21 protein-coding genes, 1 tRNA gene and 2 pseudogenes are annotated in these 26,104 nt (G+C 63.2%); 8 read left to right on the top strand and 16 right to left on the bottom strand.

Going from position 1 to position 26,104, the window contains the following annotated elements; translation table 11 throughout:
• Positions 1-398 precede the first annotated feature (398 nt).
• Positions 399-1,343, bottom strand: a complete 945-nt coding sequence (gene epsC / locus LN139_RS22495; RefSeq protein ID WP_236357105.1) for a serine O-acetyltransferase EpsC — start codon at positions 1,341-1,343, stop codon at positions 399-401.
• Positions 1,344-1,559: 216 nt separating this feature from the next.
• Here epsC and tcyJ point away from each other — a divergent pair, with 216 nt between their 5' ends.
• The 4 genes from tcyJ to LN139_RS22475 are packed head-to-tail and all read left to right on the top strand — an operon-like array spanning position 1,560 to position 4,433.
• Positions 1,560-2,351 (top strand): cystine ABC transporter substrate-binding protein, encoded by a 792-nt coding sequence (gene tcyJ, locus LN139_RS22490; protein WP_236357103.1) that lies wholly within the window; start codon positions 1,560-1,562, stop codon positions 2,349-2,351.
• Positions 2,348-3,016, top strand: a complete 669-nt coding sequence (tcyL, locus tag LN139_RS22485; protein ID WP_236357101.1) for a cystine ABC transporter permease — start codon at positions 2,348-2,350, stop codon at positions 3,014-3,016. Before tcyJ ends, tcyL begins: the two co-directional genes overlap by 4 nt.
• A 3-nt stretch (positions 3,017-3,019) precedes the next feature.
• The gene (gene tcyN / locus LN139_RS22480; RefSeq protein WP_236357099.1) at positions 3,020-3,766 is read left to right on the top strand and encodes an L-cystine ABC transporter ATP-binding protein TcyN; all 747 of its coding nucleotides are present in this window, start codon (positions 3,020-3,022) and stop codon (positions 3,764-3,766) included.
• A 43-nt stretch (positions 3,767-3,809) separates the two neighbouring features.
• Entirely contained in the window at positions 3,810-4,433 is a 624-nt protein-coding gene (locus tag LN139_RS22475; RefSeq protein WP_236357097.1) for a class I SAM-dependent methyltransferase, read from the top strand.
• A gap of 5 nt (positions 4,434-4,438) precedes the next feature.
• Here the strand turns inward: LN139_RS22475 and LN139_RS22470 are convergent, their stop codons facing one another.
• The 12 genes and pseudogenes from LN139_RS22470 to dibA form a co-directional block, all read right to left on the bottom strand.
• Positions 4,439-7,480, bottom strand: coding sequence for an efflux RND transporter permease subunit (locus tag LN139_RS22470; protein WP_236357095.1), 3,042 nt, complete (start codon positions 7,478-7,480; stop codon positions 4,439-4,441).
• A pseudogene (locus tag LN139_RS22465) lies at positions 7,477-8,540 on the bottom strand (efflux RND transporter periplasmic adaptor subunit). Before LN139_RS22465 ends, LN139_RS22470 begins: the two are co-directional and overlap by 4 nt.
• The gene (locus LN139_RS22460) at positions 8,537-9,619 is read right to left on the bottom strand and encodes an efflux RND transporter periplasmic adaptor subunit (RefSeq protein WP_236357093.1); all 1,083 of its coding nucleotides are present in this window, start codon (positions 9,617-9,619) and stop codon (positions 8,537-8,539) included. The pseudogene LN139_RS22465 and the gene LN139_RS22460 overlap by 4 nt, the downstream one beginning before the upstream one ends.
• Before the next feature lie 84 nt (positions 9,620-9,703).
• On the bottom strand, positions 9,704-10,489 hold the full coding sequence (locus LN139_RS22455; RefSeq protein ID WP_236357091.1) for a MetQ/NlpA family ABC transporter substrate-binding protein: 786 nt from the start codon (positions 10,487-10,489) through the stop codon (positions 9,704-9,706).
• A gap of 103 nt (positions 10,490-10,592) precedes the next feature.
• Positions 10,593-11,402, bottom strand: a pseudogene (locus LN139_RS22450) (sigma 54-interacting transcriptional regulator); the annotation flags it as partial.
• A gap of 17 nt (positions 11,403-11,419) precedes the next feature.
• Positions 11,420-11,992, bottom strand: coding sequence for an RBBP9/YdeN family alpha/beta hydrolase (locus LN139_RS22445; RefSeq protein ID WP_236357089.1), 573 nt, complete (start codon positions 11,990-11,992; stop codon positions 11,420-11,422).
• A 200-nt stretch (positions 11,993-12,192) separates the two neighbouring features.
• Positions 12,193-13,161, bottom strand: a complete 969-nt coding sequence (locus LN139_RS22440; protein ID WP_236357087.1) for a sulfate/molybdate ABC transporter ATP-binding protein — start codon at positions 13,159-13,161, stop codon at positions 12,193-12,195.
• A 3-nt stretch (positions 13,162-13,164) separates the two neighbouring features.
• The gene (cysW, locus tag LN139_RS22435; RefSeq protein ID WP_236357085.1) at positions 13,165-14,025 is read right to left on the bottom strand and encodes a sulfate ABC transporter permease subunit CysW; all 861 of its coding nucleotides are present in this window, start codon (positions 14,023-14,025) and stop codon (positions 13,165-13,167) included.
• Positions 14,026-14,035: 10 nt separating this feature from the next.
• Complete coding sequence (gene cysT, locus LN139_RS22430) at positions 14,036-14,854, bottom strand: sulfate ABC transporter permease subunit CysT (RefSeq protein WP_236357083.1); 819 nt, start codon at positions 14,852-14,854, stop codon at positions 14,036-14,038.
• A gap of 63 nt (positions 14,855-14,917) precedes the next feature.
• Positions 14,918-15,937, bottom strand: coding sequence for a sulfate ABC transporter substrate-binding protein (locus LN139_RS22425; RefSeq protein WP_236357081.1), 1,020 nt, complete (start codon positions 15,935-15,937; stop codon positions 14,918-14,920).
• A 98-nt stretch (positions 15,938-16,035) separates the two neighbouring features.
• Positions 16,036-16,218, bottom strand: a complete 183-nt coding sequence (gene oscA / locus LN139_RS22420; protein WP_236357079.1) for a sulfur starvation response protein OscA — start codon at positions 16,216-16,218, stop codon at positions 16,036-16,038.
• 98 nt (positions 16,219-16,316) lie between these two features.
• Positions 16,317-18,218, bottom strand: a complete 1,902-nt coding sequence (gene dibA / locus LN139_RS22415; protein ID WP_236357077.1) for a phosphodiesterase DibA — start codon at positions 18,216-18,218, stop codon at positions 16,317-16,319.
• Positions 18,219-18,356: 138 nt separating this feature from the next.
• Here dibA and desA point away from each other — a divergent pair, with 138 nt between their 5' ends.
• A complete protein-coding gene (gene desA, locus LN139_RS22410; RefSeq protein ID WP_236357075.1) occupies positions 18,357-19,541 on the top strand; it encodes a delta-9 fatty acid desaturase DesA in 1,185 nt (394 codons plus the stop codon).
• Positions 19,542-19,690: 149 nt separating this feature from the next.
• Positions 19,691-20,680, top strand: a complete 990-nt coding sequence (locus LN139_RS22405) for a GGDEF domain-containing protein (RefSeq protein WP_236360572.1) — start codon at positions 19,691-19,693, stop codon at positions 20,678-20,680.
• 86 nt (positions 20,681-20,766) lie between these two features.
• Here LN139_RS22405 and LN139_RS22400 read toward each other — a convergent pair whose 3' ends face one another.
• The 3 genes from LN139_RS22400 to gabD all read right to left on the bottom strand — a co-directional run bounded on the left by LN139_RS22400 (position 20,767) and on the right by gabD (position 25,006).
• Positions 20,767-22,002, bottom strand: a complete 1,236-nt coding sequence (locus LN139_RS22400) for an HDOD domain-containing protein (RefSeq protein ID WP_236357073.1) — start codon at positions 22,000-22,002, stop codon at positions 20,767-20,769.
• Positions 22,003-22,137: 135 nt separating this feature from the next.
• Positions 22,138-23,415 carry a 4-aminobutyrate--2-oxoglutarate transaminase gene (gene gabT, locus LN139_RS22395; protein WP_236357071.1) on the bottom strand — a complete coding sequence of 426 codons (1,278 nt, stop codon included), beginning with the start codon at positions 23,413-23,415 and terminating at the stop codon, positions 22,138-22,140.
• 142 nt (positions 23,416-23,557) lie between these two features.
• Positions 23,558-25,006 carry an NADP-dependent succinate-semialdehyde dehydrogenase gene (gene gabD / locus LN139_RS22390; RefSeq protein ID WP_236357069.1) on the bottom strand — a complete coding sequence of 483 codons (1,449 nt, stop codon included), beginning with the start codon at positions 25,004-25,006 and terminating at the stop codon, positions 23,558-23,560.
• Between the two features lie 305 nt (positions 25,007-25,311).
• Between gabD and LN139_RS22385 the strand changes: the two genes are divergently transcribed.
• Positions 25,312-25,388, top strand: a tRNA-Arg gene (locus LN139_RS22385).
• A gap of 415 nt (positions 25,389-25,803) precedes the next feature.
• Complete coding sequence (locus LN139_RS22380; RefSeq protein WP_236357067.1) at positions 25,804-26,058, top strand: Abi family protein; 255 nt, start codon at positions 25,804-25,806, stop codon at positions 26,056-26,058.
• The last annotated feature ends 46 nt before the right edge of the window (positions 26,059-26,104 follow it).

The following is a 26,104-nucleotide window of genomic DNA, read 5'->3' as shown; positions in this document are numbered from 1 at the left end:
AGATTTTTTAACAATCTAATAACCATTTGTTGCAATTTCGTTAAGAACCGAGGCGCATAAGAAACCATATTAAAAAAACGTTGTCATCAACCGCTTCGAGCTAAGCATATCTCTTGTTGCAATTAGCGGGCTGCCCTTTAGAACCTTGAGGCCTAAGGAGTGGTATCACGTGATTGCGCTATCGGCCAGCGCTGGCGCGGCTTGAGGGGTGATTGCCCGATTCGGAGCAGCGTTTGCGGGTAGCTAACGTAATGCCAGAAGGACATTAGCCGCTTCACCGTGACATTCCAGTGGCGAGGCACTACCAGCCGTCAGGTTTCGTGAAAGGTGCGACATCCGACGAGCGGCGCACGCGTGAGGAGGGAGCGCCCCGGTGTGGCCCCGGGGCTGGCTGAAGGTTACTTCTGCGTGCCGTCGTCCAGCTGCAGGTTGGCCTGGGTGATGTTGCTGCCGGCCGGCACGCTGCGCGTGAGCCAGACGTTACCGCCTATCACTGAGCCCTCACCGATGGTGACACGCCCCAGAATGGTGGCGCCGGCATAGATCACTACGTCGTCTTCCACGATAGGGTGGCGCGGCAGGCCCTTTTGCAGGGTGCCGTTGTCATCGGTCGGGAAGCGCTTGGCGCCCAGTGTGACCGCCTGATAAATCCGCACCCGCTCGCCGATGATCGCGGTTTCGCCGATCACCACGCCCGTGCCGTGGTCGATGAAAAAGCTCGAGCCGATGCGCGCGCCAGGGTGGATGTCGATACCGGTGACCGAATGCGCAAGCTCAGCAGCGATGCGCGCCAGCAGCGGCAAGCCAACGCTGTAGAGATGGTGGGCAATGCGGTGGTGGATGATCGCCAGCACGCCCGGGTAGCACAGCAGCACTTCATCCACGCTGCGCGCAGCCGGGTCGCCTTGGTAGGCGGCCAGCACATCGGTGTCCAATTGCACGCGCAGGCTGGGCAATGCCGCCGCCAGGCCCTGCACCAGGCGCAGGGCGCTGGCGTCTAGGGACTCGACATCGCAAGGGCCCTGGCGGTTGGCATAGCGCAGCTCCAGCCGCGCTTGCAGCAGCAGGCCATTGAGAGCGGCATCGAGCGTGTGGCCTACGTAAAAATCTTCGCTTTCCTCACGCAGGTCCACAGGCCCCAGGCGCATCGGGAACAACGCGCTGCACAGCTGCTCGAGGATCTCGGCCATCGCTTCGCGAGAAGGCAATTGCCGGCCGCCACTGTTACCGCAACTGCGGCCGTTCTGCCGGCGCCACGCCTGGCGAGCCGTGCGCAACTGGCCAACGATCTCCTGCAATTGCCAAGGCTCCGATGGCGCCTGGCCAGGTACACGCTCGTTCAAGGTCGTTCTCCTGCATCAAAGGCCGATAGCGGGCCACTCTAAACTGCCAGCACGCGCGCGCGCCATCGCTGTCACACACCTGTGTGAGCGCCGCCAGCTGCGGCGGGTTCCGCTTCGATAGCAGTTGCCCGGTGCGTGGCCGGTACTTATAGTCGCAAGTCGCCTACCCTCGCTGCGGATGGCGCCCTGCCTATTCATTTATGCCAAGGAGCCAACATGCCCGCACCCGCAACGCTTCGCCCGTTCGCCCTTACCGCTCTGGTTATCGCTGGATTGCTTTCCAGCACGGTACAAGCAGGCGAGCAACTGCAACAGATCCAGGCCAACAAGGCCATCAGCGTAGGCCTCGAAGGCACCTACCCGCCGTTCAGTTTCGTGGATGAGAGTGGCAAGCTCACCGGTTTCGAGGTCGAGCTGGCACAAGCCATCGCGGCGAAGCTCGGCGTGCAGGCCAAGCTGCAGACCACCAAGTGGGACGGCCTGCTGGCGGCGCTGGAGTCGCGGCGGCTGGACGTGGTCATCAACCAGGTGAGCATCTCCGATGAGCGCCGCAAGAAATACGATTTCTCCACCCCCTACACCGTATCCGGCATCCAGGCCCTGACCCGCGCGGCCGACCAGGGCACCATCAAGACCGCCCAGGACCTGGCCGGCAAAAAGGTTGGCGTGGGCCTTGGCACCAACTACGAGCAATGGGTGCGCGCCAACGTGCCCAAGGCCGATGTACGCACCTACGAAGACGACCCCAGCAAGATCGCCGATCTGAACAACGGCCGCATCGATGTGGTGCTGGTTGATCGCCTGGCAGCGCTTGAAATGGTCAAGAAAACCCACAACAAGCTGGCTGCCGCTGGCGAGCCGTTCTCGCGCATCGAATCGGGTATCACCGTGCGCAAGGGCGAGCCTGAACTGCTCAAAGAACTCGACAAGGCGCTCAAAGCCATGCGTGACGACGGCTCGCTGGCGGCGCTGTCGAACAAGTGGTTCGGTGCCGACGTCACTCAGTGAACCAGGAAAGCCTCAACGTCGCCTGGCAATCGCTGCCGTTTCTGCTGCAAGGCGCCTGGTTCACCGTTGTGCTGAGCCTGGGCGGCATGTTCCTCGGCCTGCTGCTGGGCTTTGGCCTGGCCTTGATGCGGCTGTCGTCGGTGCCGCCCCTGCGCTGGATAGCGCGGGCTTATGTGTCGTTCTTCCGCGGCACGCCGCTGCTGGTGCAGCTGTTTCTGATCTATTACGGCCTGCCGACGCTGGGCATTCAGCTCGACCCGCTGCCGGCCGCACTGATCGGGTTTTCCCTGAACATGGCCGCTTACGCCAGCGAAATCCTGCGCGCCGCGATCAGCGCCATCGAGCCAGGCCAATGGGAGGCCAGCGCCTCGCTGGGCATGACGCGCTGGCAAACCCTGTACCGCACGGTATTGCCGCAGGCCGCGCGCACAGCGCTGCCGCCGCTGGGCAACAGCTTCATTGCGCTGGTCAAGGACACGGCGCTGGCGGCCACCATTCAGGTGCCGGAGCTGTTTCGCCAGGCGCAACTGGTCACGGCGCGCACCTTCGAGGTGTTCGCTATGTACCTGACCGCTGCCCTGCTCTACTGGGTGCTGGCTACGGTGCTCTCGCACCTGCAGCAGCGCCTGGAATCCAGGGTCAACCGCCATGCCGCAGAGCGCTGACCGATGATCGATGTAAAAGGCCTTAGCAAAAGCTTCAACGGCCAGCCCGTGCTGGAAAGCATCGACCTGCGCGTCGATACAGGCGAGGTGGTGGCGATCATCGGGCCCAGCGGTTCGGGCAAGACCACCTTCCTGCGCTGCCTGAACCTGCTGGAAATCCCCAACAGCGGCACCGTGCGCGTAGGCGACCTGCAAATCGACAGCAGCCGCCCGCTCAGCCAGCAACAAGCCCAGGTGCGTGCGCTGCGCCAGCAGGTGGGCTTCGTGTTCCAGAACTTCAACCTGTTCCCCCACCGCACCGCCCTTGAGAACGTGATGGAAGGGCCATTGGTGGTGCGCCGCGTACCACGGGAACAGGCGCAGGCAGCCGCCGTGGCGTTGCTGGCCAAGGTGGGCCTTGCCGGCAAAGAGGATGCTTACCCACGCCAGCTCTCCGGCGGCCAGCAACAGCGCGTGGCCATCGCCCGTGCGCTGGCGATGGAGCCGCAGGCGATCCTGTTCGACGAACCCACTTCCGCACTCGACCCGGAGCGCGTGGGCGAAGTACTGGAGACCATTCGTGGGCTGGCCGAAGAAAAACGAACGTTGCTCATCGTGACCCACGAAATGGCCTTTGCCCGCGACGTCGCCAACCGCGTGGTGTTCTTCGACCAGGGCCGTATCGTCGAGCAAGGTGACGCCAAGGCGCTGTTCGCCAATCCGCAGCACGAGCGCACCCGGCAGTTTCTCAGCAAGTTCCTCGCCCACTGAGCGCACGCTATAGTGGCCGCCCCCTGACACACAGGAGCTCGCCATGGCGCTCAGCCCGGCCGACCTGCAACACATCAGCACCCGCACCCTGGCCGATTACCAGGCAGTGGCCGAGGCGTTTCGCGAAGGCACCGCCAGCCATGATGTCAGCCAGAATATCGAGACCCTGCTGCGCTACCTGCCGGCCGACAACGCCTCGGTATTGGACTTCGGCTGTGGGCCCGGGCGCGACCTGAGCACTTTCAAGGCGCTTGGCCATTCGCCGATTGGCCTGGATGGCTGCGCGGCGTTCGTGCGCATGGCGCATGACGCCAGCGGTTGCGAGGTGTGGGAGCAGAATTTCCTGGCGCTCGACTTGCCCGCCGAACGCTTCGACGGCGTGTTCGCCAATGCCAGCCTGTTCCATGTGCCGAGCCAGGAGCTGCCACGCGTGCTCGCGCAGCTACACGCCACGCTCAAGCCCGGCGGCGTGCTGCTCAGCTCCAACCCACGCGGCGACGGCCAGGAAGGGTTCAAGGGCCAGCGCTACGGCGCCTTTCACAGCATCGAGCAGTGGCGCCAGGTGATGCAGGCCGCCGGCTTCGAGGAGCTGGAGCACTACTACCGCCCCGCCGGGCTGCCACGTGAGCAGCAACCCTGGCTGGCGAGCGCCTGGCGCAAGGCGTAAGCGCATCACTCCTTGATGCGGTACCACGCCACGTACAGGGCCGGGAGGAACATCAGCGTCAGCACCGTGGCGCTGATGATGCCGCCGATCATCGCGTAAGCCATCGGCCCCCAGAAAACCTCGCGGGCGATGGGGATCATGCCCAGACTCGCGGCGGCGGCGGTCAGCAGGATCGGCCGGCGGCGATGGCGAGTCGCTTCCTGCACCGCGTCCCACGGGCGATAACCCTCTCGCTCGAACTGCTCGATCTGGGTTACCAGGATCACCGAGTTGCGGATGATGATGCCGATCAGCGCCAGGATGCCGAGGATCGCCACAAAGCCCATCGGTGTGCCGGTGGGCACCAGCGCAAGCACCACACCGATGATGCCCAGCGGCGCGACGCTGGCGACCAGAAACATTTTCTGCACGCTGTGCAGCTGGATCATCAGGAAGGTGGCCATCAGGAACAGCATCAGCGGCACTACATGGGCGATCGGCCCTTGCGCCTTGCCGCTCTCCTCCACAGTGCCGCCCGTGGCAACCTTGTAGCCATCCGGCAAGCCTTCGGCGAAGCGGTCGATCTCCGGCTGCAGCTGGGTCACCAGGTCGGTGGGCTGCACGGCATCACGCACCGAAGCCTTGAGGGTGATGGTGGGCAAGCGGTCACGGCGCCACACCAGCGGTTGTTCCAGCTCGTAGCGCACCGTGGCGAAGGCCAGCAGCGGGATCGAGGTGCCGCTGGGCGTAACGATCTGCAGGTTCTGCAGGGTTTCCGGTGAGTCGCGTTCGGCGTCTTCGGCGCGGCCGATCACGTTGATCAGGTAGATGCTGTCGTTCACCTGGGTCACCGTCTGGCCCTGGGTCACCGAGTTCATCAGGTCGGCTACGTCCTTGGATGAGAGGCCCAGTTGCCGCGCGCGGTCCTGGGCGATGTCGATGCGCAGCACCTTGCCCGGCTCGCTCCAGTCGTAAACCATGTCGCCGATGTGTTCGTTGCGGTCCAGCAACGCGGCCAGCTCCATCGCATGCTTGCGCACCAGGTCGACATCGCGACCGCTCACCCGGTACTGGATCGGCCGCCCAACCGGCGGGCCCATTTCCAGCGGCTGAACAAAGCCGCTCACGCCCACGAAGTCGTCGCGCAGGTGCTTCTTCAGCCGCGCCATCAGCGCGCCGCGCTCTTCCAGGCCTTTGCTGACGATCACCAGCTGCGCGTAGAAGGGGTTTTCCAGCTGCTGGTCGAGCGGCAGGTAAAAGCGCACGGCGCCCTGGCCGATGTAGGTGCTCCAGCGGGCGATATCCGGGTCGTCCTTGAGCGATGCTTCGAAGCGGTCCACCACACGGCGGGTTTCGTTGATCGAGGCGTTCTGCGGCAGGTTGAGGTCAACCAGCACTTCAGGGCGATCAGACGACGGGAAGAACTGGTTCTGCACAAAGCGCATGCAGAACAGCGCCACAGCGAAGATCAGCACTGTGCCGATGATGGTCAGCCAGCGGTGGCGCATGGCGAACACCAGCCCGCCATCGAAGGCGCGCGCCACGCGGCCGGGCTTTTTCTCTTCATGTTTTTTGACTTTTTCACTGAGCAGATGCACACCCAGCACCGGCGCGAAGAACACTGCCACCACCCAGGACACCAGCATCGCCACCGCAATCACGGCGAACAGGGTGAAGGTGTATTCCCCTGCGGAACTGGCGTTCAGGCCAATCGGCACGAAGCCTGCCACCGTCACCAGCGTGCCGGTGAGCATCGGGAACGCTGTGGAGGTGTAGGCGTAGGTGGCCGCGTCGGCGCGGCTGTCGCCCGCCTCCAGGCGCGTGACCATCATCTCCACGGTGATCATCGCGTCGTCCACCAACAAGCCGAGGGCGATGATCAGGGCGCCGAGGGAAATCCGCTGCATGGTGATGCCGCTGTATTCCATGAACAGGAACACCATTGCCAGCACCAGCGGAATGGTACACGCCACTACCAGCCCGGCACGCAGGCCAAGGCTGATGAAGCTCACCACCAGCACGATCACCACCGCCTCGAACAGTGCGCTGGTAAAACCGCCCACGGCTTTTTCCACGACCTGCGCCTGGTCCGACACCACGTGCACGCCCACGCCCACCGGCAGCTCGCGGGTCGCCTCCTCCATGCGCGCATGCAGGGCCTTGCCGAAGGTCTGGATGTTGCCGCCGTCCTGCATGGCGATGCCAAGGCCTATCGCCGGCTGGCCGTTGAAACGGAACAACGGCGTGGGCGGGTCGGTGTAACCACGCTGGATGTCGGCGATGTCCGCAAGCCGATAGAAGCGCTGGCCTAGCCGCAGGTTGACCTGCCGCAGGTCCTGCTCGGAATGGAACTGCCCGCTGGTGCGCACGCTGATGCGCTCAGGCCCTGCTTCTATCACCCCGGCCGGCGTCACTGCATTCTGGGCCTGCAATGCCTGCACCACCTGGTTCTGGTCAAGCCCGAGGGCGGCCAGCTTGCGGGTGGAGAAGTTCAGGTAGATGACCTCGTCCTGCGCACCGATCACCTGCACCTTGCCCAGCCCCGGAACGGAGCGGATCTCGGCGCGCACCTGTTCGACGTAGTCGCGCAGCTGGCGCATGGTCAGGCCATCGGTGGTGAAGGCATAGATGGAGCCGAACACGTCGCCGAACTCATCGTTGAACGCTGGCCCTTGCAGCCCTTGGGGGAACTGGCCGCGGATGTCGTCGATCTTCTTGCGCGCCTGGTACCAGATCTCCGGGATGGCCTTGGCACTGGTGGTGTCCTTGAGGAACACCATCACCGTCGACTCACCGGGGCGCGTGTAGCTCTTGGTGTAGTCCAGCGAGTCCAGCTCTTCGAGCTTTTTCTCGATGCGGTCGGTGACCTGCTGCAGGGTTTCATCCTGGGTCGCACCGGGCCAGCGGGTCTGGATCACCATGGTCTTGATGGTGAAGGCCGGGTCTTCTTCACGGCCCAGGTTCATGTAGGAAAACACGCCCATCAACAGGGCCACGAACATCAGGTACCAGACGAACGATTGATGCCGCAGCGCCCAGTCGGAGAGGTTGAACGAACCCTTGCTCATTGCGCGCGTCCTTGTTCGGCTTTTACCGGTTGCCCGGGTTTGAGGCTATTGAGGCCGGCGGTCACCACACGGTCGCCGGGCTTGAGGTCGCCTGCAACGATGGCGTTGTCGGCCGTGCGGTCGAGCACCTGCACAGCGAGCGGGTTGACCGTATGGCTGGCGCTGTCCAGGCGCCAGACCTGCAGATGGCCGTCGACCTCCTGCACCGCGCGTGCAGGCACTTGCAGGCGCTCGGCGATGGCGCTGCTCAGGCTTACCCGGATTGGCGTGCCAAGCCGAAAGCCTGGCGGCTGCTCCGCCAGCGTCAGCCGTGCACGGCGGGTGCGCGTGGTGCTGTCGGCCTGGGGTTCGATCTCGCGCACCGTCGCGGCACTGGTGGTGGCCGGGTCGAGCTGGGCCTGCACCTGAAAGGCGACCTGTGGCGGCAACTGGTCCACCAGCTCGGCGGGCAGGTCGATCACGGCCTCTTTCACATCGGGCCGGGCGAGCACCGCGACCACCTGGCCGGCGGCAACCACTTGCCCGGCCTCGGCACGCCATTCGTTGACCACTGCGTCGTGGTCGGCACGCAGCTCGCCATAGGTGAGCTGGTCGCGTGCCTGGCTGGCCGAGGCTTTGGCCTGGTCCAACGAAGCTGCTGCGGTCTTGAGGTTGGCTGTGGCAGTGTCGAGCTGGGCGCGTGCGCCCACGCCACGGTCGAACAACTCCTGCTGGCGCCGGGCATCGGCCTGGGCATTGAGCCACTGCGCCTGCAAGCGGGCCTGGTCGCCTTCGCTCGCGCGCAGCCGGTTCTGTTGGTCGGTGGGGTCGAGGACTGCCAGCAATTGCCCCTTGTGCACTTCATCGCCCACGTCCACCAGGCGGCGGGCAATGCGGCCATCGATGCGAAAGCCAACCTCGCTCTGGTAGCGGGCCTGGATGTCACCGGCGAAGCGCCCCAATGGGCGATGCCAAGGCTTTCGACCGGGGCGGTCAACACGGGCCGCGGCGCGGGCTCGGCGGTTTCTTCCTTCGAGCAGGCGGCCAGCGCCAGCAGCCCTATCAGCCATAGGCGCTTCATTGATTCACCTGCCTGGCGACTTCCACTTCCATATCCGGATGCAGCAGCTGGCCGCCAGCGATCACCACGGTATCACCCGCCTGGAGGCCGTCCGCCACGATCACCTTGCCGGTGAGGTAACGCGCCACACTCACCTTGCGCAGGTTCACCTTGCCATCCTTGAGCAGCCACACGGCGGGGTCATGCTCGTCCTTGGTGAGCGCGGCCCATGGCAGCTCGACCATGGCCTTGCCAGGCGTCTCGACGCTGCCGCTGACCACTGCGCCCAGTCGCATGGCAGCCGGCAGTTCGGGCAAAGCCACTTTCACCTGCAAGGTGCCACTTTGCGACGACACGGCAGGCGTCACCTCGCGTACCTGGCCCACCACGCTGACGGCAGGGTTTTCCAGCAGGCTGACGGTTACCGGCGTGCCTTCGGCGCTCTGCCCCACCAGCGCTTCATAGACGTTGAACACCGCATCACGCGCGCCATCACGAGCCAGGTCGAAAATCGGTGCCGTCGCCTGCACCACCTGCCCGGCTTCGGCGTGGCGTGCGGTGATAACGCCGGGGGCATCGGCCACCAGGTCGGTGTAGCCGCGCTGTTCGCGGGCATTGGCCAGCTGCGCCTGTGCGGCAGCGAGCGAGCTTTCACTGGCGTGCAATTGCGCCTGCGCCGAATCGTATTCGCTGCGGCTGGTATAGCCCTTGGGCAGCAGGATGGCCTGGCGCTGGAACGCGGCACGGGCCTCGGTCACACGGGCCTGCTGAGCCAGCACAGCGGCATTGGCTGAGTCGACGTTGTTCTGCAGGTCTTTGGGATCAAGGCGGGCCAGGACTTGGCGGGGCGTGACGCGGTCGCCCACATCAGCCTTGCGCTCGGTGATCTTGCCGCTGACGCGAAAGGAGAGCTGGGTCTGAACCCGGGCGCGGATGTCGCCGGTCAGCTGCACGCGAGGGTTGTAGGTCGCGGGTTTGACCTCCAGCACCTGCACCCTCGGTGTATCCGGCTCTACCGGCTCTTCGCGGCCACAGGCGGCGAGCGCCACTGTGGCCATCAACAGCAGCGATGCTGCTGCTTTTTTACCCCTGTGCCCCATGCAGGCTCCCTTGCACGCCGGTTCCAATGAGCATGCGACTGTGCTCTGGCGATGGGGTTCCTGCAAGCGGGGCAGGAGTTTCGATCAGAATGCCGGCAGTACCGCGCCGTCGTATTTCTTCTCGATGAAGGCTTTGACTTCAGGGCTGGTCAGCGCCTTGGCGAGCTTTTGCAGGGCGTCGCTGTTCTTGTTGTCCGGGCGGGCAACCAGGTAGTTCACGTATGGCGAGTCGGAGCCTTCGATGATCAGTGCGTCCTTGGCCGGGTTCAGCTTGGCCTCAAGCGCGTAGTTGGTGTTGATCATGTCCAGGTCGACCTGGTCCAGCACACGCGGCAATACGGCCGACTCCAGTTCCTTGAACTTGAGTTTCTTGGGGTTCTCGGCGATGTCCTTGGGCGTGGCCAGTGCGTTTTTCGGGTCCTTGAGGGTAATCAGGCCAGCCTTCTGCAGCAGCAGCAGGGCGCGGCCGCTGTTGCTGCCTTCGTTCGGGATCGCCACGGTGGCGCCTTCAGGCAGGTCTTTGAGGCTCTTGTACTTCTTCGAGTAGCCGCCGAAGGGTTCGACGTGTACGCCGACCACGGTGACCAGGTTGGTGCCTTTGCCTTTGTTGAAGCTCTCAAGGTACGGCAGGGTCTGGAAATAGTTGGCGTCGAGGTTCTTCTCGGCAACCTGGGTGTTGGGCTGTACGTAGTCGGTGAAGACTTTGATCTGCAGGTCCACGCCTTCTTTGGCCAGCACCGGCTTGACCAGCTCGAGGATCTCGGCATGCGGAACGGGGGTGGCACCCACTTTAAGGGTCTCGGCTGCATGGGTGAGGCCCGCGAACGACAGTGCGGCGGAGAAGGCGGTCAGCAGAATTGTTTTTTTCATCGAGAAATCCAGTGGTTAGGCTCGGGTTACGGGCGTGGCGGCAACGATACCGTCATGTTCGATGCTGGCGAAATAACATTTACGTTTGTGGTTATAACTGAAGCAGATTCAGGTGTTCCGGCAAGATCTGGTCGCTCTCGCACACCAGCAGAGCAAAGTGCACCACGTTCTCAAGCTCTCGGGTATTGCCAGGCCATGGGTGGCGCTCCAGCTGCGCCTGCGCCTCAGCGCTGATCACCGGCACGGCCAAATCAAGGCGCTGGCAGTAGATGCCCAGGAAGTACTCCGCCAGCGGCAGGATGTCACCCGGCCGCTGGCGCAACGCCGGCAGCGCCAGGTGCCCCTCGTTCAGGTAACGAAACAGCCGGGCGTTGAATTTGCCCGCTGCTACCGCCAGCGACAGGTCGATGCTCGAAGCCACCACCAGGCGCACGTCCAGCGGCGTGGGGTGTTGCGCGCCAACACGGGTGACTTCGTGGTTCTCCAGCGCCGACAACAACGTGGCTTGCAGCCCCAGCGGCAGGTCGCCTATTTCGTCGAGGTACAACGTGCCGCCGTTGGCCGAGCCGAACCAGCCGGTACGGCCCGCCGCGCTGGCGTAAGTGCCAGCGGTGTAGCCGAACAGTTCTGCTTCGGCATGGCGCGGGCTGATCGCACCGCAATTGACCGATACGAACAGCCCTGCGCGGTTGCTGCCTTTATGCAGGTGGCGGGCGAGCAACTCCTTGCCGGTGCCGGTCTCACCGCGGATCAGCACTGGCACGTTGGTCGGCGCAAGGCGCTCGAGGTCCTGGCGCAATTGCAGCGAGCGCGGGTCGATGAACACCAGGGCGCGTGCACGGATCGACAGCGGGCTGCGCTCAGTGTCGGAAAAGGTCAGAAGCGGCTCCTGGCCGGCTTGGAAAACGGACATCTCAGGCTCCGGTCAGGTCAGGCAGCGCGCTGGCGCAGCCGGGTTTGCAGGCGGTACAGGTAGGCGAAACCTTGCTCCCACTGGTGAAAACCGGCCTTGGCGTTGATGTGGCCGGCGCCGGCCAGCACGCCCGCCTCACTGCCCCAGGCACGGGCCAGCTCCAATGCGCGGGCAGCGCTGGCGGCCGGGTCGTTGTCCGAGCCCACCAGCACGCTCGGAAATGGAAAAGGCTGGCGGGGGATGGGGGCGAAGCCGGCCAACGCGGCCGGGCAGTTGGCCCGCTCGACATCGGCGGGCGCCACCAGCAACGCACCACGCACTTTGGCCAAGGCAGCCGGGCTGGCCAGCGCCGCCCAATGCGCCACGGTGATGCAGCCCAGGCTATGGGCGATGAGCATGGCCGGCTGGTCACTGGCCGACAGCGCATCGTCGAGCGCCTGCACCCAGGCGCTACGAACGGGCGCTTGCCAGTCTGCTTGTTCGACCCGTGCGCTGTTGGGCAGCAGTTGCTCCCAATGAGTTTGCCAGTGGTCGGGCCCGGAGTTTTGCCAGCCGGGCAGGATGAGGTAGCGAATGGCGTCGGCGTGCATGGCAGCGTCTCCGGGAATGCGGGGGAACGGTTGCCAGTATAAGGAGAGGGTTTATATTCGTTAAGGAATAAGAAATTATTTATTAATAACCGAAATGCTTTTGAAGTTTTTTGTGGGAGAGCGGCTTGCCGCGCGACGTGCTGATATCGGCGTCGCGCGGCAAGCCGCTCTCCCACTTTTTCGAACAGAGTGCTCAGGGGCTAGACCTTCGGCCGGAAGAACAACGCCTGGCCCTTCTCCAACCCGGCCAGCGCATCGTGGTCCTTCACCACTTCCACCTCGATCAGGTCCGGCTGCCCTTCCACATTGAGGGTCACGCGGGTGGTAGCGCCCAACGGGCGAATATCACGCACGTCCGAGGCATGGTGCCCTTCCACTTCATGCCTCGACAACGACACCTCGTGCGGGCGGAACAGCACGTGGCGGTCGTCGCTCAGTTGCAGGCGGTTGGAGTCGCCCAGGAAGTGGTACACGAAATCGCTGGCAGGCTTTTCATACACCTCGCCCGGCGAGCCGATCTGCTCGATCACACCTTCGTTCATCACCACGATGCGATCAGCGACTTCCATCGCCTCTTCCTGGTCGTGAGTCACGAACACGGAGGTCAGGTTGATGTCCTCATGCAGGCGCGCCAGCCAGCGGCGCAGCTCCTTGCGCACCTTGGCATCGAGTGCGCCGAAGGGTTCGTCGAGCAGCAGCACCTTGGGTTCCACCGCCAGAGCGCGCGCCAGGGCGATGCGCTGGCGTTGCCCGCCGGAGAGTTGCTCGGGGTAACGGTCGGCCAGCCAGTCGAGCTGCACCATGTTCAGCAGTTCGTGCACTTTTTGCGCAATCACCGTTTCAGTCGGCCGCTCGTTGCGCGGCTTCATGCGCAGGCCGAAGGCAACGTTGTCGAACACACTCATGTGGCGGAACAGCGCGTAGTGCTGGAACACGAAGCCCACGTTGCGATCGCGCACATCAGTGCCGGACACGTCCTCGCCATGGAATACGATGCTGCCTTGGTCAGGCGTTTCGAGGCCGGCGATGATGCGCAGCAGGGTAGTCTTGCCGCAGCCCGAAGGGCCCAGCAGCGCCACCAGCTCGCCACTCTGGATGTCCAGGTCGATGGCGTTGAGGGCCTGGAAACTGTTGAAGCGTTTGCTGACGTTACGAACTTCGATCGACATGGTTCATTCCTCCGCGGCGCTGTTGCGCTGGCGGTCAAGGCGGGCTTCGCTCCACTGCTTGAGCAGCAGGATGAGCAGCGCAAGGATCAACAACAGGCTGGCCACGGCGAAGGCGGCGACGATGTTGTATTCGTTGTAGAGAATCTCGACGTGCAGCGGCAGGGTGTTGGTCTGGCCGCGGATGTGGCCGGACACCACCGACACCGCGCCGAACTCGCCCATCGCCCGCGCAGTACACAGCACCACGCCGTAGATCAGGCCCCATTTGATGTTCGGCAAGGTCACGTGCCAGAACATCTGCCAGCCGTTGGCACCCAGCAGCCGCGCGGCCTCTTCTTCCTGGGTGCCTTGTTCCTGCATCAGCGGGATCAGTTCGCGGGCCACGAACGGCACGGTCACGAACACCGTGGCCAGCACGATGCCAGGCAAGGCGAAGATGATCTGGATGTCGTGCGCCTCAAGCCACGGCCCCAGCAGGCCCTGCGCGCCGAACAGCAGCACGTAGATCAGGCCGGCGATCACCGGCGACACCGAGAACGGCAGGTCGATCAGCGTTACCAGAATGCTCTTGCCCTTGAACTGGTACTTGCTCACGCACCAGGCTGCCGATACGCCAAACACCAGGTTCAGCGGCACCGACACGGCGACCGCGAGCAAGGTGAGCTTCAGCGCGCTGATGGCGTCAGGCTCGATCATCGCTTCGAAGAAGGTGCCTACACCGGCCTTGAGCGCCTGGGTCAGCACGATGGCCAGTGGCAGCAGCAGGAACAGCGCGAACACCAGGTAACCCAGGCCGATCAGCGTCATGCGGGCTGCCGGGCTGCCGCGGCGCGCCGCGTTGGCGAGCGTTGTATTCGAACTCATGGCGGGGCCCTCAGGGTGTTTCGACACGGCGCTGCAGCAGGTTCACCAGCAGCAACAGGATGAACGAGACCACCAGCATCAACACGCCGATAGAAGTGGCGCCGGGGTAATCGAACTGGTCGAGCTTGGCCATGATCAGCAGCGGCAGGATCTCGGTTTTCATCGGCATGTTGCCGGCGATGAAGATCACCGAACCGTACTCGCCGACCCCACGGGCGAAGGCCAGCGCAAAGCCGGTAAGCCAGGCCGGCAACAGCGCAGGCGCCAGCACGTGACGGAACACCTGGAACGGCTTGGCGCCCAGGCAGGCGGCAGCTTCTTCGACCTCACGGGGGATATCCGCCAGCACCGGCTGCAACGTGCGCACCACGAACGGCAAGGTCACGAAGGTGAGCGCCAGGGTGATACCGAGCGGGGTGTAGGCGATCTTGAAACCCAGGCTGGTCGCCAATTGCCCGACCCAACCGTTGGGCGCGTAAAGCGCCGTCAGGGCAATGCCGGCCACTGCAGTGGGCAGAGCGAACGGCAGGTCGATCATCGCGTCGATGACCTTGCGCCCAGGGAAGCGGTAGCGCACCAGCACCCAGGCCAGCAGCAGGCCGATGATCCCGTTGATGACGGCGGCGAACAGTGCGGTGCCGAAGCTCAGCTTGAGCGCCGCAAGCACACGGGGGGCACTGATGATGGCCCAGAACTGGGCCCAGGTAAGGCTGGCGGCAAAGATGAACATGGTCGCCAGCGGAATCAGCACGATCAGGCTGAGGTACAAGAGCGTGTAGCCCAGGGTCAACCCGAAGCCGGGTATGACAGGAGAGATGCGACGCGACATAGGTGTCCTTTATTCGAACGAACGAAGCCCGGACGTGATCCGGGCTCGTGCTACGGCGGTGAATTATTGCGGCTGATAGATCTGGTCGAAGATACCACCATCACCGAAGAATTTAGGCTGGGCCTTGGCCCACCCTCCGAAAATCTTGTCGTCGATCTTCACCAGCTCCACTTTCGGGAATTGCTTCTCGAACTCCTTGGCCACTTTCTCGTCCCGCGGGCGATAGTAGTTCTGCGCAGCGATGCGCTGGCCAGCCGGGCTGTAGAGGTGCTCCAGATAGGCCTTGGCGATGGTGGCGTTGCCGTTTTTCTCGGCATTCTGCTCCACGACGGCCACCGGCGGCTCGGCCAGGATGGAGGTCGGCGGCACAACGATGTCGTACTTCGATTTGCCTTCGCCGTTGTTCTCGTCCAGCGCCAGGAAGGCTTCGTTTTCCCAGGCCAGCAGTACGTCGCCCTGGCCCTTCTCGGTGAAGGTGATGGTCGACCCACGGGCGCCGGTGTCGAGGATCGGCACATGCTTGAACAGCGCCTTGATGTACTCGTTGGCCTTGGCTTCATCGCCGCCGTTGGCCTTCAGCCCGTAGGCGTAGGCCGCCAGGAAGTTCCAGCGCGCGCCACCGGAGGTTTTCGGGTTGGGGGTGATGACAGATACTCCGTCCTTCACCAGGTCGTTCCAGTCCTTGATGCCCTTGGGGTTGCCCTTGCGCACGAGGAACACGATGGTGGAGGTGTAGGGCGTGCTGGCGTTGGGCAGTTGCTTCTGCCAGTCGGCCGGCAGCTTCTTGGTTTTTTCGGCGATGGCATCGATGTCACCCGCCAGTGCCAGGGTCACCACGTCGGCCTTCAGGCCGTTGATCACCGACAGCGCCTGCTTGCCAGAGCCGCCGTGGGACTGCTGCACTTCAACGGTGTCGCCGGGGTGGGCTTTTTTCCAGAAGTCGACGAACTCGGCGTTGTACTTCACGTACAGCTCGCGAGTCGGGTCGTAGGAAACGTTCAGCAGTTTGTAATCCTGGGCGATGGCGGGCCCCGCAAAAACCGCACTGATGGCGGCAGCCAGTGCATAACGGCGCAAAGACATGGTGTGTTGCTCCTGATGGCAATTCGTGGGGCAGTTCTAGTTAGTTGTGTTCAGCCGGCGTATGAGGCCAGCCCAGGCGTGAAGACAGGCAGCAGCGGTCAGTGCGATTTGCCGCTGGAGTTCTGCAAACGGAATTTTTCCTTGCGCTCGATCTGGACGACCTGAGCGTTGTGGACGGTGATTTCCACAGCGCCAAAACGCAGGTCACGCAGGGCGGCCTGGATCTCACGCAAGACGGCGGCTTCGTCCTGCCCATCGACGCTACGCAGTGGTGCGCTCATGAAGGTGCTCCTTTCACGGGGAAAAGCCGGCGTTTACCGCCGGGATGAGCGCACTATATGAGGAGGCGAATATTCTTAAAAATACTGTTTAAGAATGCTTATATGCCTTTCAGTTCTATTTGATCCGCAGGGACCGGGCGGCTGAAACCATACCCCTGGCCAAGCTCGCATTGGTGCTCCAGCAGAAAGCGCGCCTGCTCGGGATGCTCGATGCCTTCGGCGTGCACCGTCATGCCCATGCTGCGCGCCAGCACGATCACCGCCCGCACGATGGCCGCATCGCTGTCGTCGCCAGGCAGGCCGGCAACGAAGCCCTGGTCGATCTTCAGCTTGTTGACCGGCAGGTTCTTGAGCCGGAGCAGCGACGAATAGCCAGTGCCGAAATCATCGATAGCCAAGTGCAGGCCCAACGCACGCAAGCGGTGCAATTGTTCCAGTGCGGTGTCAGGGTCATCCATGACCGCGCTTTCGGTGACCTCGAGCTCGAGCAGGGCCGGCGGCAGGCCGGTTTCTCGCAGGGTTTGTGCCACCCAACATTCCACCTCCGGCCGGCCGAACAGGCGGCTGGAGAGGTTCACGGCCACGAAGCCGTCGCGCCAGCCTGCTTCGATCCAGCGCACGCGCTGGCGGCAGGCTTCGGCGAGCACCCAGCGGTCGATGTCGGCGATCAGCCCGCTGTGTTCGGCCACCGGAATGAACTCGCCCGGGGGCACCAGGCCACGCTCCGGGTGCTGCCAGCGCACCAGTGCCTCGACACCAGCCAGGCCGCCCGTGAGCAGATTGACCACCGGCTGATAGAACACTCGCAGCTCGTTCTGCTCGATCGCGCGGCGCAGCTCTGTGGCAATTTCCAGGCGCTGCTGCGCTTGCGCTGTGAGGGCTTCGGTGTAGAAGGCGTAACCCGCGCGGCCGCTCTGCTTGGCCTTGAACAGGGCCGAATCGGCGTTGCGCAGCAGTTGTTCGGCGTCGCTTGCATCGTTGGGGAACAGGCTGATGCCGATGCTGGCCGAGACGAACAGTGAGCGCCCTTCCAGCTCGAAAGGCTCGACCAACTGGTCGAGCAACCGCCGCGCGAGCGCCGCAGCCTCGGCCAGTTGGCCGCAGTGCTCATCGAACAGCGCGAATTCATCACCGCCCAGGCGCGCCAGGGTCTGGCTGGGGCTCAGCGGCACACTCAGGCGCTGGGCGACCGCGCGCAGCACTCGATCACCCAGGCCGTGGCCATAGCTGTCGTTGATGTTCTGAAAGTAATCGAGGTCGATCATCAGCAGCGTGCAGCCGTGCTTTTCCGACTGGGCCTGGCGCAGGCCCTGTTCGACGCGGTCTTGCAATAGCGCACGGTTGGGCAGCTCGGTGAGCGCATCGTAGTGGTCGCGGTGGGCTAGCTCCTGCTCGGAGCGCTTTGCCATCGACAGGTCGGAAAACACCGCAACGTAGTGCGTGATGCGTGCGAACTCATCACGCACTACGCGGATGGTTTGCCATTGCGGGTAGATTTCGCCGTTCTTGCGGCGGTTCCAGATCTCGCCACGCCACTGCCCTTGCTCGTTCAATTGCGTATACACACGGTGGTAGAACGCGGCATCGTGGCGGCCGGATTTGAACTTGCTGGGGTTTTGCCCCAGCACTTCATCCTGGCCGTAACCGGTGATATCGATGAACGCGCGGTTCACATGCACGATGACATTATTGGCATCGGTCACCAGCACGCCTTCCAGGGTGCTGTCGAACACGGCGGCGGCCATGTTGAGCCGTTCACGGTTGGCCAGGCGTGCCCGATACTCCCGGCCCATCAGGCGCAGAAGGCGGCTGCGCCAGACGAACAGCATCAACGCGCTCACAGCAGCCCAGACATATCCACTTACCATTTGCCCATGGGCAATGGCCGCGAAGTCGTCGAAAAGAGTGTTCAATAGCCGGCCGGTTAGCAGCCACCACAGCACGGAAGCGCTGAAATACGAGCCGGCGACCAGCAGGGCGCTGCGGTAGGGAGAAGCCATAAAACCAGAAAAGCCCTCACGGAGATGCGCCCGATTATAAGCCTTTTGGGCTCGCAGCCCATATCAGCCAAACGTGCTGTTGCAATAGGCAAAGCTGCCGATACAACAACCAGCGCTTCAATCTCGAGGTTATAGACCATGTGGTACGACGGTTTGCTCGACCTTTCCGCCTGGCAAGTGGCAGGCGCCACCCTGCTGATGACGCACGTCACCATCCTCAGCGTAACCATTTACCTGCACCGCTATTCGGCCCACCGCTCGCTCGAGCTGCATCCGGCGGTCAAGCATTTCTTCCGCCTGTGGCTGTGGCTGAGCACCGGCATGAACACCCGCGAATGGACTGCCATCCACCGCAAGCACCACGCTAAATGCGATACCGCCGAAGACCCGCACAGCCCGGTAGTGCTGGGCCTGGGCACGGTGATGCGGCGCGGCGCCGAGCTGTACCGCAAAGAAGCCGACAACGAACAGACCCTGCGCATGTACGGCAAGAATTGCCCGGACGACTGGATCGAACGCAAGCTCTACACCCGCTTTCCCATGGGCGGGATCGTGCTGATGGCGCTGATCGACCTGGCCCTGTTCGGCGTGCTGGGTATCACCGTGTGGGCCGTGCAGATGATGTGGATTCCCGTCTGGGCTGCCGGAGTGGTCAACGGCCTGGGCCACGCGGTGGGTTATCGCAACTTCGAATGCCGCGACGCGGCCACCAACCTTGTGCCATGGGGCGTGTTGATTGGTGGTGAAGAGCTGCACAACAACCACCACACCTATCCCAACTCCGCCAAGCTCTCGGTACGCCGCTTCGAGTTCGACATCGGCTGGTTCTGGATCCGGGTGCTCAGCGCCCTGCGCCTTGCCAAGGTACAACGCATAGCGCCCGTGCCGCATCGTGTGCAAGGCAAGAGCCTGCTGGACATGGACACCGCACTGGCGCTGGTGAACAACCGCTTCCAGTTGATGGCGCAATATCGCCGCCAGGTGATCGCGCCTTCGGTGCGCCTGGAGCTGAGCCAGGTCGACGCCTCTGTGCGCCATCGTTTTCGCCGCGCCAAGCGCCTGCTGGCACGGGAAACCAGCCTGCTGAGCGAGCAGCACCAGGCGCGCATCGAGCACATGCTCGAGCACAGCCAGGCGTTGAAGGTGATCTACGAGAAGCGCCTGGCCCTGGCACAGATCTGGGCCAAAGCCAGTGCCAATGGTCACGATTTGCTGGGCGCCACCGGCCAGTGGATTCACGAGGCTGAAGCCAGCGGTATTCAGGCGCTACGTGATTTCGCGCAGCAGCTCAAGAGCTATTCGCTGCGCCCAGCAGGGCATTGATCAGGGGCAATATGGCGCCCCGGCGGGGGCGCCAGGCGGGAACTTCGGGGCACTTTTCCGCTCTTACGACATGTTCTGCAACATCTGTGGGCCAGAGCTCAGGCGCCCGCCGGTGAGCCTATCCCGCACCGTGACGAGTAGCCGTGATGATGGTCGAGAAGCATCCGCCACAACCGCCCGCGACCCCGATACCGGAAGCCGCCGAGACGCTGCTGGCGCTGATGCACGCTCAAGGAGAAGCCGCGCGCCTGCGTGAGCGTGAATACCTGTTCAGCACCCTGCTTGCCAGCGTCAACGCTGTGCTGTGGGCGTTCGATTGGCAACTCCAGCAAATGATCTACGTAAGCCCTGCCTATGAGCGCATCTTCGGCCGCTCTGCCGGGCTGCTGCTCGCCGACTACAACGAGTGGCGCAACAGCATCTATCCCGATGACCTGGATTACGCCGAGCGCAGCCTGGCTGAGGTGCTGGAGCGCGGCTCCATCGAAGATCGCGAATACCGCATCATCCGCGCCGACGGGCAGATCCGTTGGGTGAGTGACAAGTGCTTCATCAGCCAGCAGCAAACGCCCGGCGAGCATGTCGTGGTGGTCGGCATCACCGAAGACATCACCGAAAAGAAGCACCTGGAAGCCGAACTGCAGCGCCTGGCCACCACGGACGTGCTGACTCAGAGCAGTAACCGCCGGCATTTTTTCGAATGCGCCCACCGCGAATTCGAACAGGCGCGGCTCAACGGCACGCCCATGTCGTTTCTGCTGCTGGACATCGATGACTTCAAGCAGATCAACGATACCTACGGGCACCAGGAAGGCGACAACGTGCTGCAGCACATTGCAGAGGCCGGCAAGACTACCTTCCGCCGGGGCGATGTGTTTGGCCGGATCGGTGGTGAGGAATTCGCTGCCGTGTTCCCAGGCTGCGGGCTGGAAATGGCGCAGCAGATCGCCGAGCGTTTGCAGCGTGAAATCCAGCGGTTGGGGTTCAGCTGCGATGGCCAGCAGTTCGGCGTGACGGTGAGCCAGGGGCTGACCACGCTTACTGAAACCGATGAGGCGCTGGATAACCTCTATGCGCGTGCGGATGCGGCGATGTACCAGGCCAAGCGGCAGGGCAAGAATCAGATCATCATTGGCTGATCGATTTTCTTGTCGAATGCTGCAGTACCGGGATTCATTCGAGTGGGAGGCCGGCTTCCGGCCTGCCACTTAGCTCCCCTTGATCTTCACTCCAGCGACTGGGCGGCGGCCCCTACCAGAGGCGCTTTGCGCAGGCGCCCGAGGTCTACCCGGCTTATCTTGAGCAACCGCGCAGTCTTGCCACCGGCCACCGCATCGAGCTGCTCGTCTTCCGGCCCTATCCGAGCCATCTGCCCCGCAAGGTTCATCACGAGATTGTCACGGGAGTACACACCGCCGCCCAGCGCATAGATCGATGCGATCAGCTCACGCAGCTCCAATGGCAGCCGCCAGCGAGTCCGCAATGCTGAACCGAACCCCGCGCCGAATCGGTCCAGCGCCGGTTGGATCTGCCCCTCCTCCAGCGCGCCACCGGCCAGCTTCCATTCCTGCAAGCAACGCAGCAGCGCAAGGTCACCCAGGCAGTGGAGCAGGCCCGCACAATAACAGCGCTCCTGATCGATGCCCGTGAGCCGCGCCAGCGTGCGGCCGAATTCAGCGGTGTGCAGCGACAGTTTCCAGTAAGTCTCCGCGTACCCCGACAACGCCGGATCCGTCAGCCGCGCGCTGCGCTTGAGTGCAAGGCCCAGAATCAGGTTCATGCTTTGCGTTGCGCCCAGGCGGGTAAGCGCCTGCATCAGTGTTTGCGCCACGCCCTCACGGTGACGCGCGGCGCTGTTGGCGGCGGAGATCAACACGGCGGTCACTTGCGGATCGGTGCGGATGTCTTCTTCCAGCTGCCGAAGGTCGAGGTTGCGCGCCTGCAAACTGCGCTTCACGGCGGCCTGTACATCGGCCATCACCGGGGCACCGTCAGAGATTTCGCGGCGCGATTCCAGGTAGCTGTCCAGCGTAATGCCCGGCATCAGCGAAGGCGTTTCGCAGTACACCTCCTCTTCCGGGTTGAGCAACATCGCATGCAATCGCTCACGCAGGGCTTCCACGTTCATGGGTTTGGTGAGGTAGGCGGTAGGCGCCAGCGGCAATGCTTCCCGCACGCTTGCCGCATCGCTGCGTTCGCTCATCAGAATGAATGGCAAACGCCGTTGTTGCTTGCGCACGCGTCGCAACAGCTCCAGGCCATCGATGCCAGGCAGTTCCCGCGCAGCGATGATCAGATGCGGGCTCCTCGCGATGCCCGCCCAGGCCTGGTGCCCGTCTTCGCACACCAGCAGCTCGGCATCGCAGCGTACATCGAGCATCAATTGGGTAAGCATCTCGCGGGCCCAGCTGTCGGCTTCAGCGATCAGCACGATGGGCTTTGCAGAATGTGGTTCGGCCATGATCCAGAGTCTCCATGAGAGGCGAATATCTACCGCCCCTTACAGCAGGTAAGAACATTAACGACCCGATTTTGCCATTGCGCAAAAAAAACCCGCCGAATGGCGGGCTTTTCTGCCGAATGGATCACATTTGGCTTACAGCTCGGCGAAGCACTCTTCGAGGATGGCCAGGCCTTTGTCCAGCAAGCCTTGCTCGGCGGTGAGCGGCACCAGGATGCGCAGCACGTTGCCGTAGGTCCCGCAGGAGAGCAGGATCAAGCCCTTGTCACGCGCCTTGGCCACAACCTGGGCCACCGCTGCTGCGTTCGGCTTGTGCGAATCACCGCCTTCGAACAGCTCGACCGCGATCATTGCGCCCAGGCCACGAACATCACCGATGACCGGGTATTTGGCCTGCATCTCACGCAGCTTGCCGGTCAGGTGCTCGCCAACGCTGACGCAACGCTCCAGCAGTTTTTCTTCCTCGAACACGTCCAGCACGGCCAGGGCCGCAGCGCAGCCCAGTGGGCTACCGGCGTAGGTGCCGCCCAGCCCACCCGGGGCGATGGCGTCCATGATCTCGGCCTTGCCGCACACACCGGCCAGCGGGAAGCCGCCTGCGATGGATTTGGCGAAGGTGGTCAGGTCCGGCGTGACGCCCATCTGCTCCATCGCGAAGAAGGTACCGGTACGGCCAGCGCCGGTCTGCACTTCGTCGGCGATCAGCAGGATGCCGTGCTGGTCGCACAGCGCGCGCAGGCGCTTCATGAAGTCTTTAGGCGCAACATAGAAACCACCTTCGCCCTGCACTGGCTCCAGGATGATTGCGGCGATGTCGCGAGGCTCGGCGTCGTTCTTGAAGATGCGCTCGATGCTGGCGATGGCGTCGTCGGTGCTCACGCCATGCAGCTCGCACGGGTACAGGGCACGGAACACACCGCCGGGCATCAGGCCCATGCCGGCCGAGTACGGCACGACCTTGCCGGTCAGGCCCAGGGTCATCATGGTGCGGCCGTGGTAGGCGCCAGTGAAGGCGATCACGCCAGCGCGGCCGGTGGCGGCACGGGCGATCTTGACAGCGTTTTCCACAGCTTCGGAGCCGGTGGTCACCAGCAGGGTCTTCTTGGCAAAGTCGCCAGGGACCTTGGCGTTGATTTTTTCGCACAGCTCGATGTAGGGCTCGTACGCCAGCACCTGGAAGCAGGTGTGGGTCAGCTTGTGCAGCTGGGCTTCGACTGCTGCGACCACTTTAGGGTGCAGGTGGCCAGTGTTCAGCACCGCGATGCCGCCGGCGAAGTCGATGAATTCGCGGCCTTCGACGTCGGTGACAGTGGAGTTCTTCGCATGGTCGGCAACGATCGGGTGGATCTGGCCGACGCCACGTGGAACGGCCGCCATGCGGCGCTGCATCAGGGATTCGTTGGTCTTGCTCATGACAGTCCTCTTTCGCCGCTCATCGTCGGCGTGGTTCAAGGATTGAGCGCCAGGGTGGGCCACCGCAGCATACGATGATCGACTGCCGTGGGCCCTGGCGCCTGGGGTAGCGGGCCTGAACGTTATGCCAGGCCCGTGCGCATCAGACGCTGATGCACAGGTATTTGATTTCGAGGTAATCCTCGATGCCGTACTTGGAGCCTTCACGGCCCAGGCCGGAGGCCTTCACACCGCCGAACGGCGCGACTTCGTTGGAAATCAGGCCGGTGTTGATACCCACCATGCCGTATTCCAGGGCCTCGGCCACGCGGAACACGCGCGACAGGTCTTTGGCATAGAAGTACGAAGCCAGGCCGAACTCGGTGTCGTTGGCCATGGCGACCACTTCAGCCTCGTCCTTGAAACGGAACAGCGGCGCCAGTGGGCCGAAGGTCTCGTCCTTGGACACCAGCGCATCCTTGGGCACGTCGGCCAGGATGGTGGGCTCGAAGAAGGTGCCGCCCAAGGTGTGGGCCTTGCCGCCGGAGATCACCTTGGCGCCTTTGCTCAGGGCGTCCTGAATGTGCTCCTGGACCTTGGCTACGGCTTTTTCGTCGATCAGCGGGCCGGTGGTGATGCCGTCTTCCAGGCCATTACCGATCTTGAGCTTCTCGACCGCAGCCTTGAGCTTGGCAGCGAAGGCGTCGTAAACACCGTCCTGCACGTACAGGCGGTTGGCGCAGACGCAGGTCTGGCCGTTGTTGCGGTACTTGGAAACGATGGCGCCTTCGACGGCTTTATCCAGATCTGCATCGTCGAACACGATGAACGGGGCATTGCCACCCAGCTCCAGGGACACTTTCTTGATGTCCTGAGCGCATTCGGCCATCAGCTGGCGGCCGATTTCGGTGGAGCCAGTGAACGACAGCTTGCGCACGATCGGGTTGCCGGTCAGCTCGCTGCCCACTTCCCCGGCACTGCCGGTGACGACGCTGAACACGCCTTTCGGGATGCCGGCGCGCTCGGCGAGTTCAGCCAGGGCCAGTGCCGAATAAGGGGTTTGCGAAGCCGGCTTGAGCACCATGGTGCAACCGGCGGCCAGAGCCGGGCCGGCTTTGCGGGTGATCATCGCTGCCGGGAAGTTCCACGGGGTGATCGCTGCGGTCACGCCGATCGGCTGCTTGATGACGATCAGGCGCTTGTCGGGCTGGTGGCCGGGGATGGTGTCGCCGTAGACACGCTTGGCTTCTTCAGCGAACCACTCGAGGAAGGAAGCAGCGTAGGCAATTTCGCCTTTGGCTTCGGCCAGCGGCTTGCCCTGCTCCATGGTCATCAAGCGGCCCAGGTCTTCCTGGTGCTCGATCATCAGCTCGAACCAGCGGCGCAGCTTGCCCGAGCGCTCTTTGGCGGTGAGTGCGCGCCAGGCTGGCAGCGCCTTGTCGGCAGCCTCGATGGCGCGGCGGGTTTCGGCCTTGCCCATCTTCGGTACGGTACCGATGATTTCGTTGGTGGCAGGGTTGTTGACCTTGATGCTCTGGCCGCTGTCGGCATCGACCCAGGCGCCATCGATGTAGGCTTGCTGGCGGAACAGGTTCGCGTCTTTGAGTTGCATGTCAGGTTCCTTGGGGCGGGGCTGCCGCCTCGCTGTTTATTGTGTGGGCCTGAGTTGGAGGCCGCGGGGGCGGTAATCATTCACCGCCCACCACAGAGCCCGCAAGGGCGTTCGAAATCTCAAACGTGATGCTAGGTTCTATGCTTATAAAGGACAAGAGGGTGTTCGAAAAAAGAACGGCCCCGAATTTGCGGCTGAAACGCTTCTGTTGTAGGGGCTGGAATAAGCAGCCGGCTCGTTAAAACGTTGCAGAGGTTTCAGGCATGGACGCGCGCGGCCGCGATGGGTATCATGGCGCCCGCGTTGCACTCGTAGCTCAGCTGGATAGAGTACTGCCCTCCGAAGGCAGGGGTCGTGGGTTCGAATCCCGCCGAGTGCGCCATACGAATCAGGGAGTCATCACCCTTCATAATCCTGCACCGCAGGTACAAGGTGAAAGCAAGCTCCGAACAACCCCGCCTGAGCTTTTGCCTTACGCGGGGTTTTTTATTGCTCAGAAACGACCGCATGCGAGCGGTGACCGTAGATATCCCATTGATGGTGCGCGGTACCCTGCGCGAGACATTGCAGCCTCTGTTCCCCCTCTCCAGACGGCTAGTGCAGTCCAGCTCCACAATTGACAAACCTGGCTATGTGAACGCCCATCTGCAGCAATCGCGCCCAGCCCTCTGGAGCCGGCAAGTCCGGCTCTATGGTTGGGCCTTCTCGTTTCCGGGATATGGGTATTGCGACAACTCGCTCCACCGAAGCCGTTCCGGTCGTACCGCGACCTGGCCAAACTCCTGGCGAGCCGAGGAATGGAGGTCGCTGATTTCCAGCGGGCTGAGCGCAAGCTTGCGCAGGTTGGCTGCTATCGACTGAGCGGATTCTGGTTTCCGGCACGCCAGTTTCTACGGAGCCAGCGTGGCGACATCAGCCTCTGCTCAATTACGAAAAAACCTCTCCGCCAGGACGCATTCATTGCGGGCGCGTCTTCCGACTCAGCCTTTGCGTTGTATCTTTTCGATAAAAAGCTTCGCCAACTCATGCTCGATGCCATTGAGCGCATTTAAATCCATGTGCGTTTGATCGTTGGTTAAGGCGCGAACCAGACGCTCC

Source organism: Pseudomonas sp. KNUC1026, assembly GCF_021650705.1.
Taxonomy (GTDB): Bacteria; Pseudomonadota; Gammaproteobacteria; order Pseudomonadales; family Pseudomonadaceae; genus Aquipseudomonas.
The sequence above is the reverse complement of the archived record's forward strand: the minus strand, read 5'-3'. Positions and strand labels throughout refer to the sequence as shown.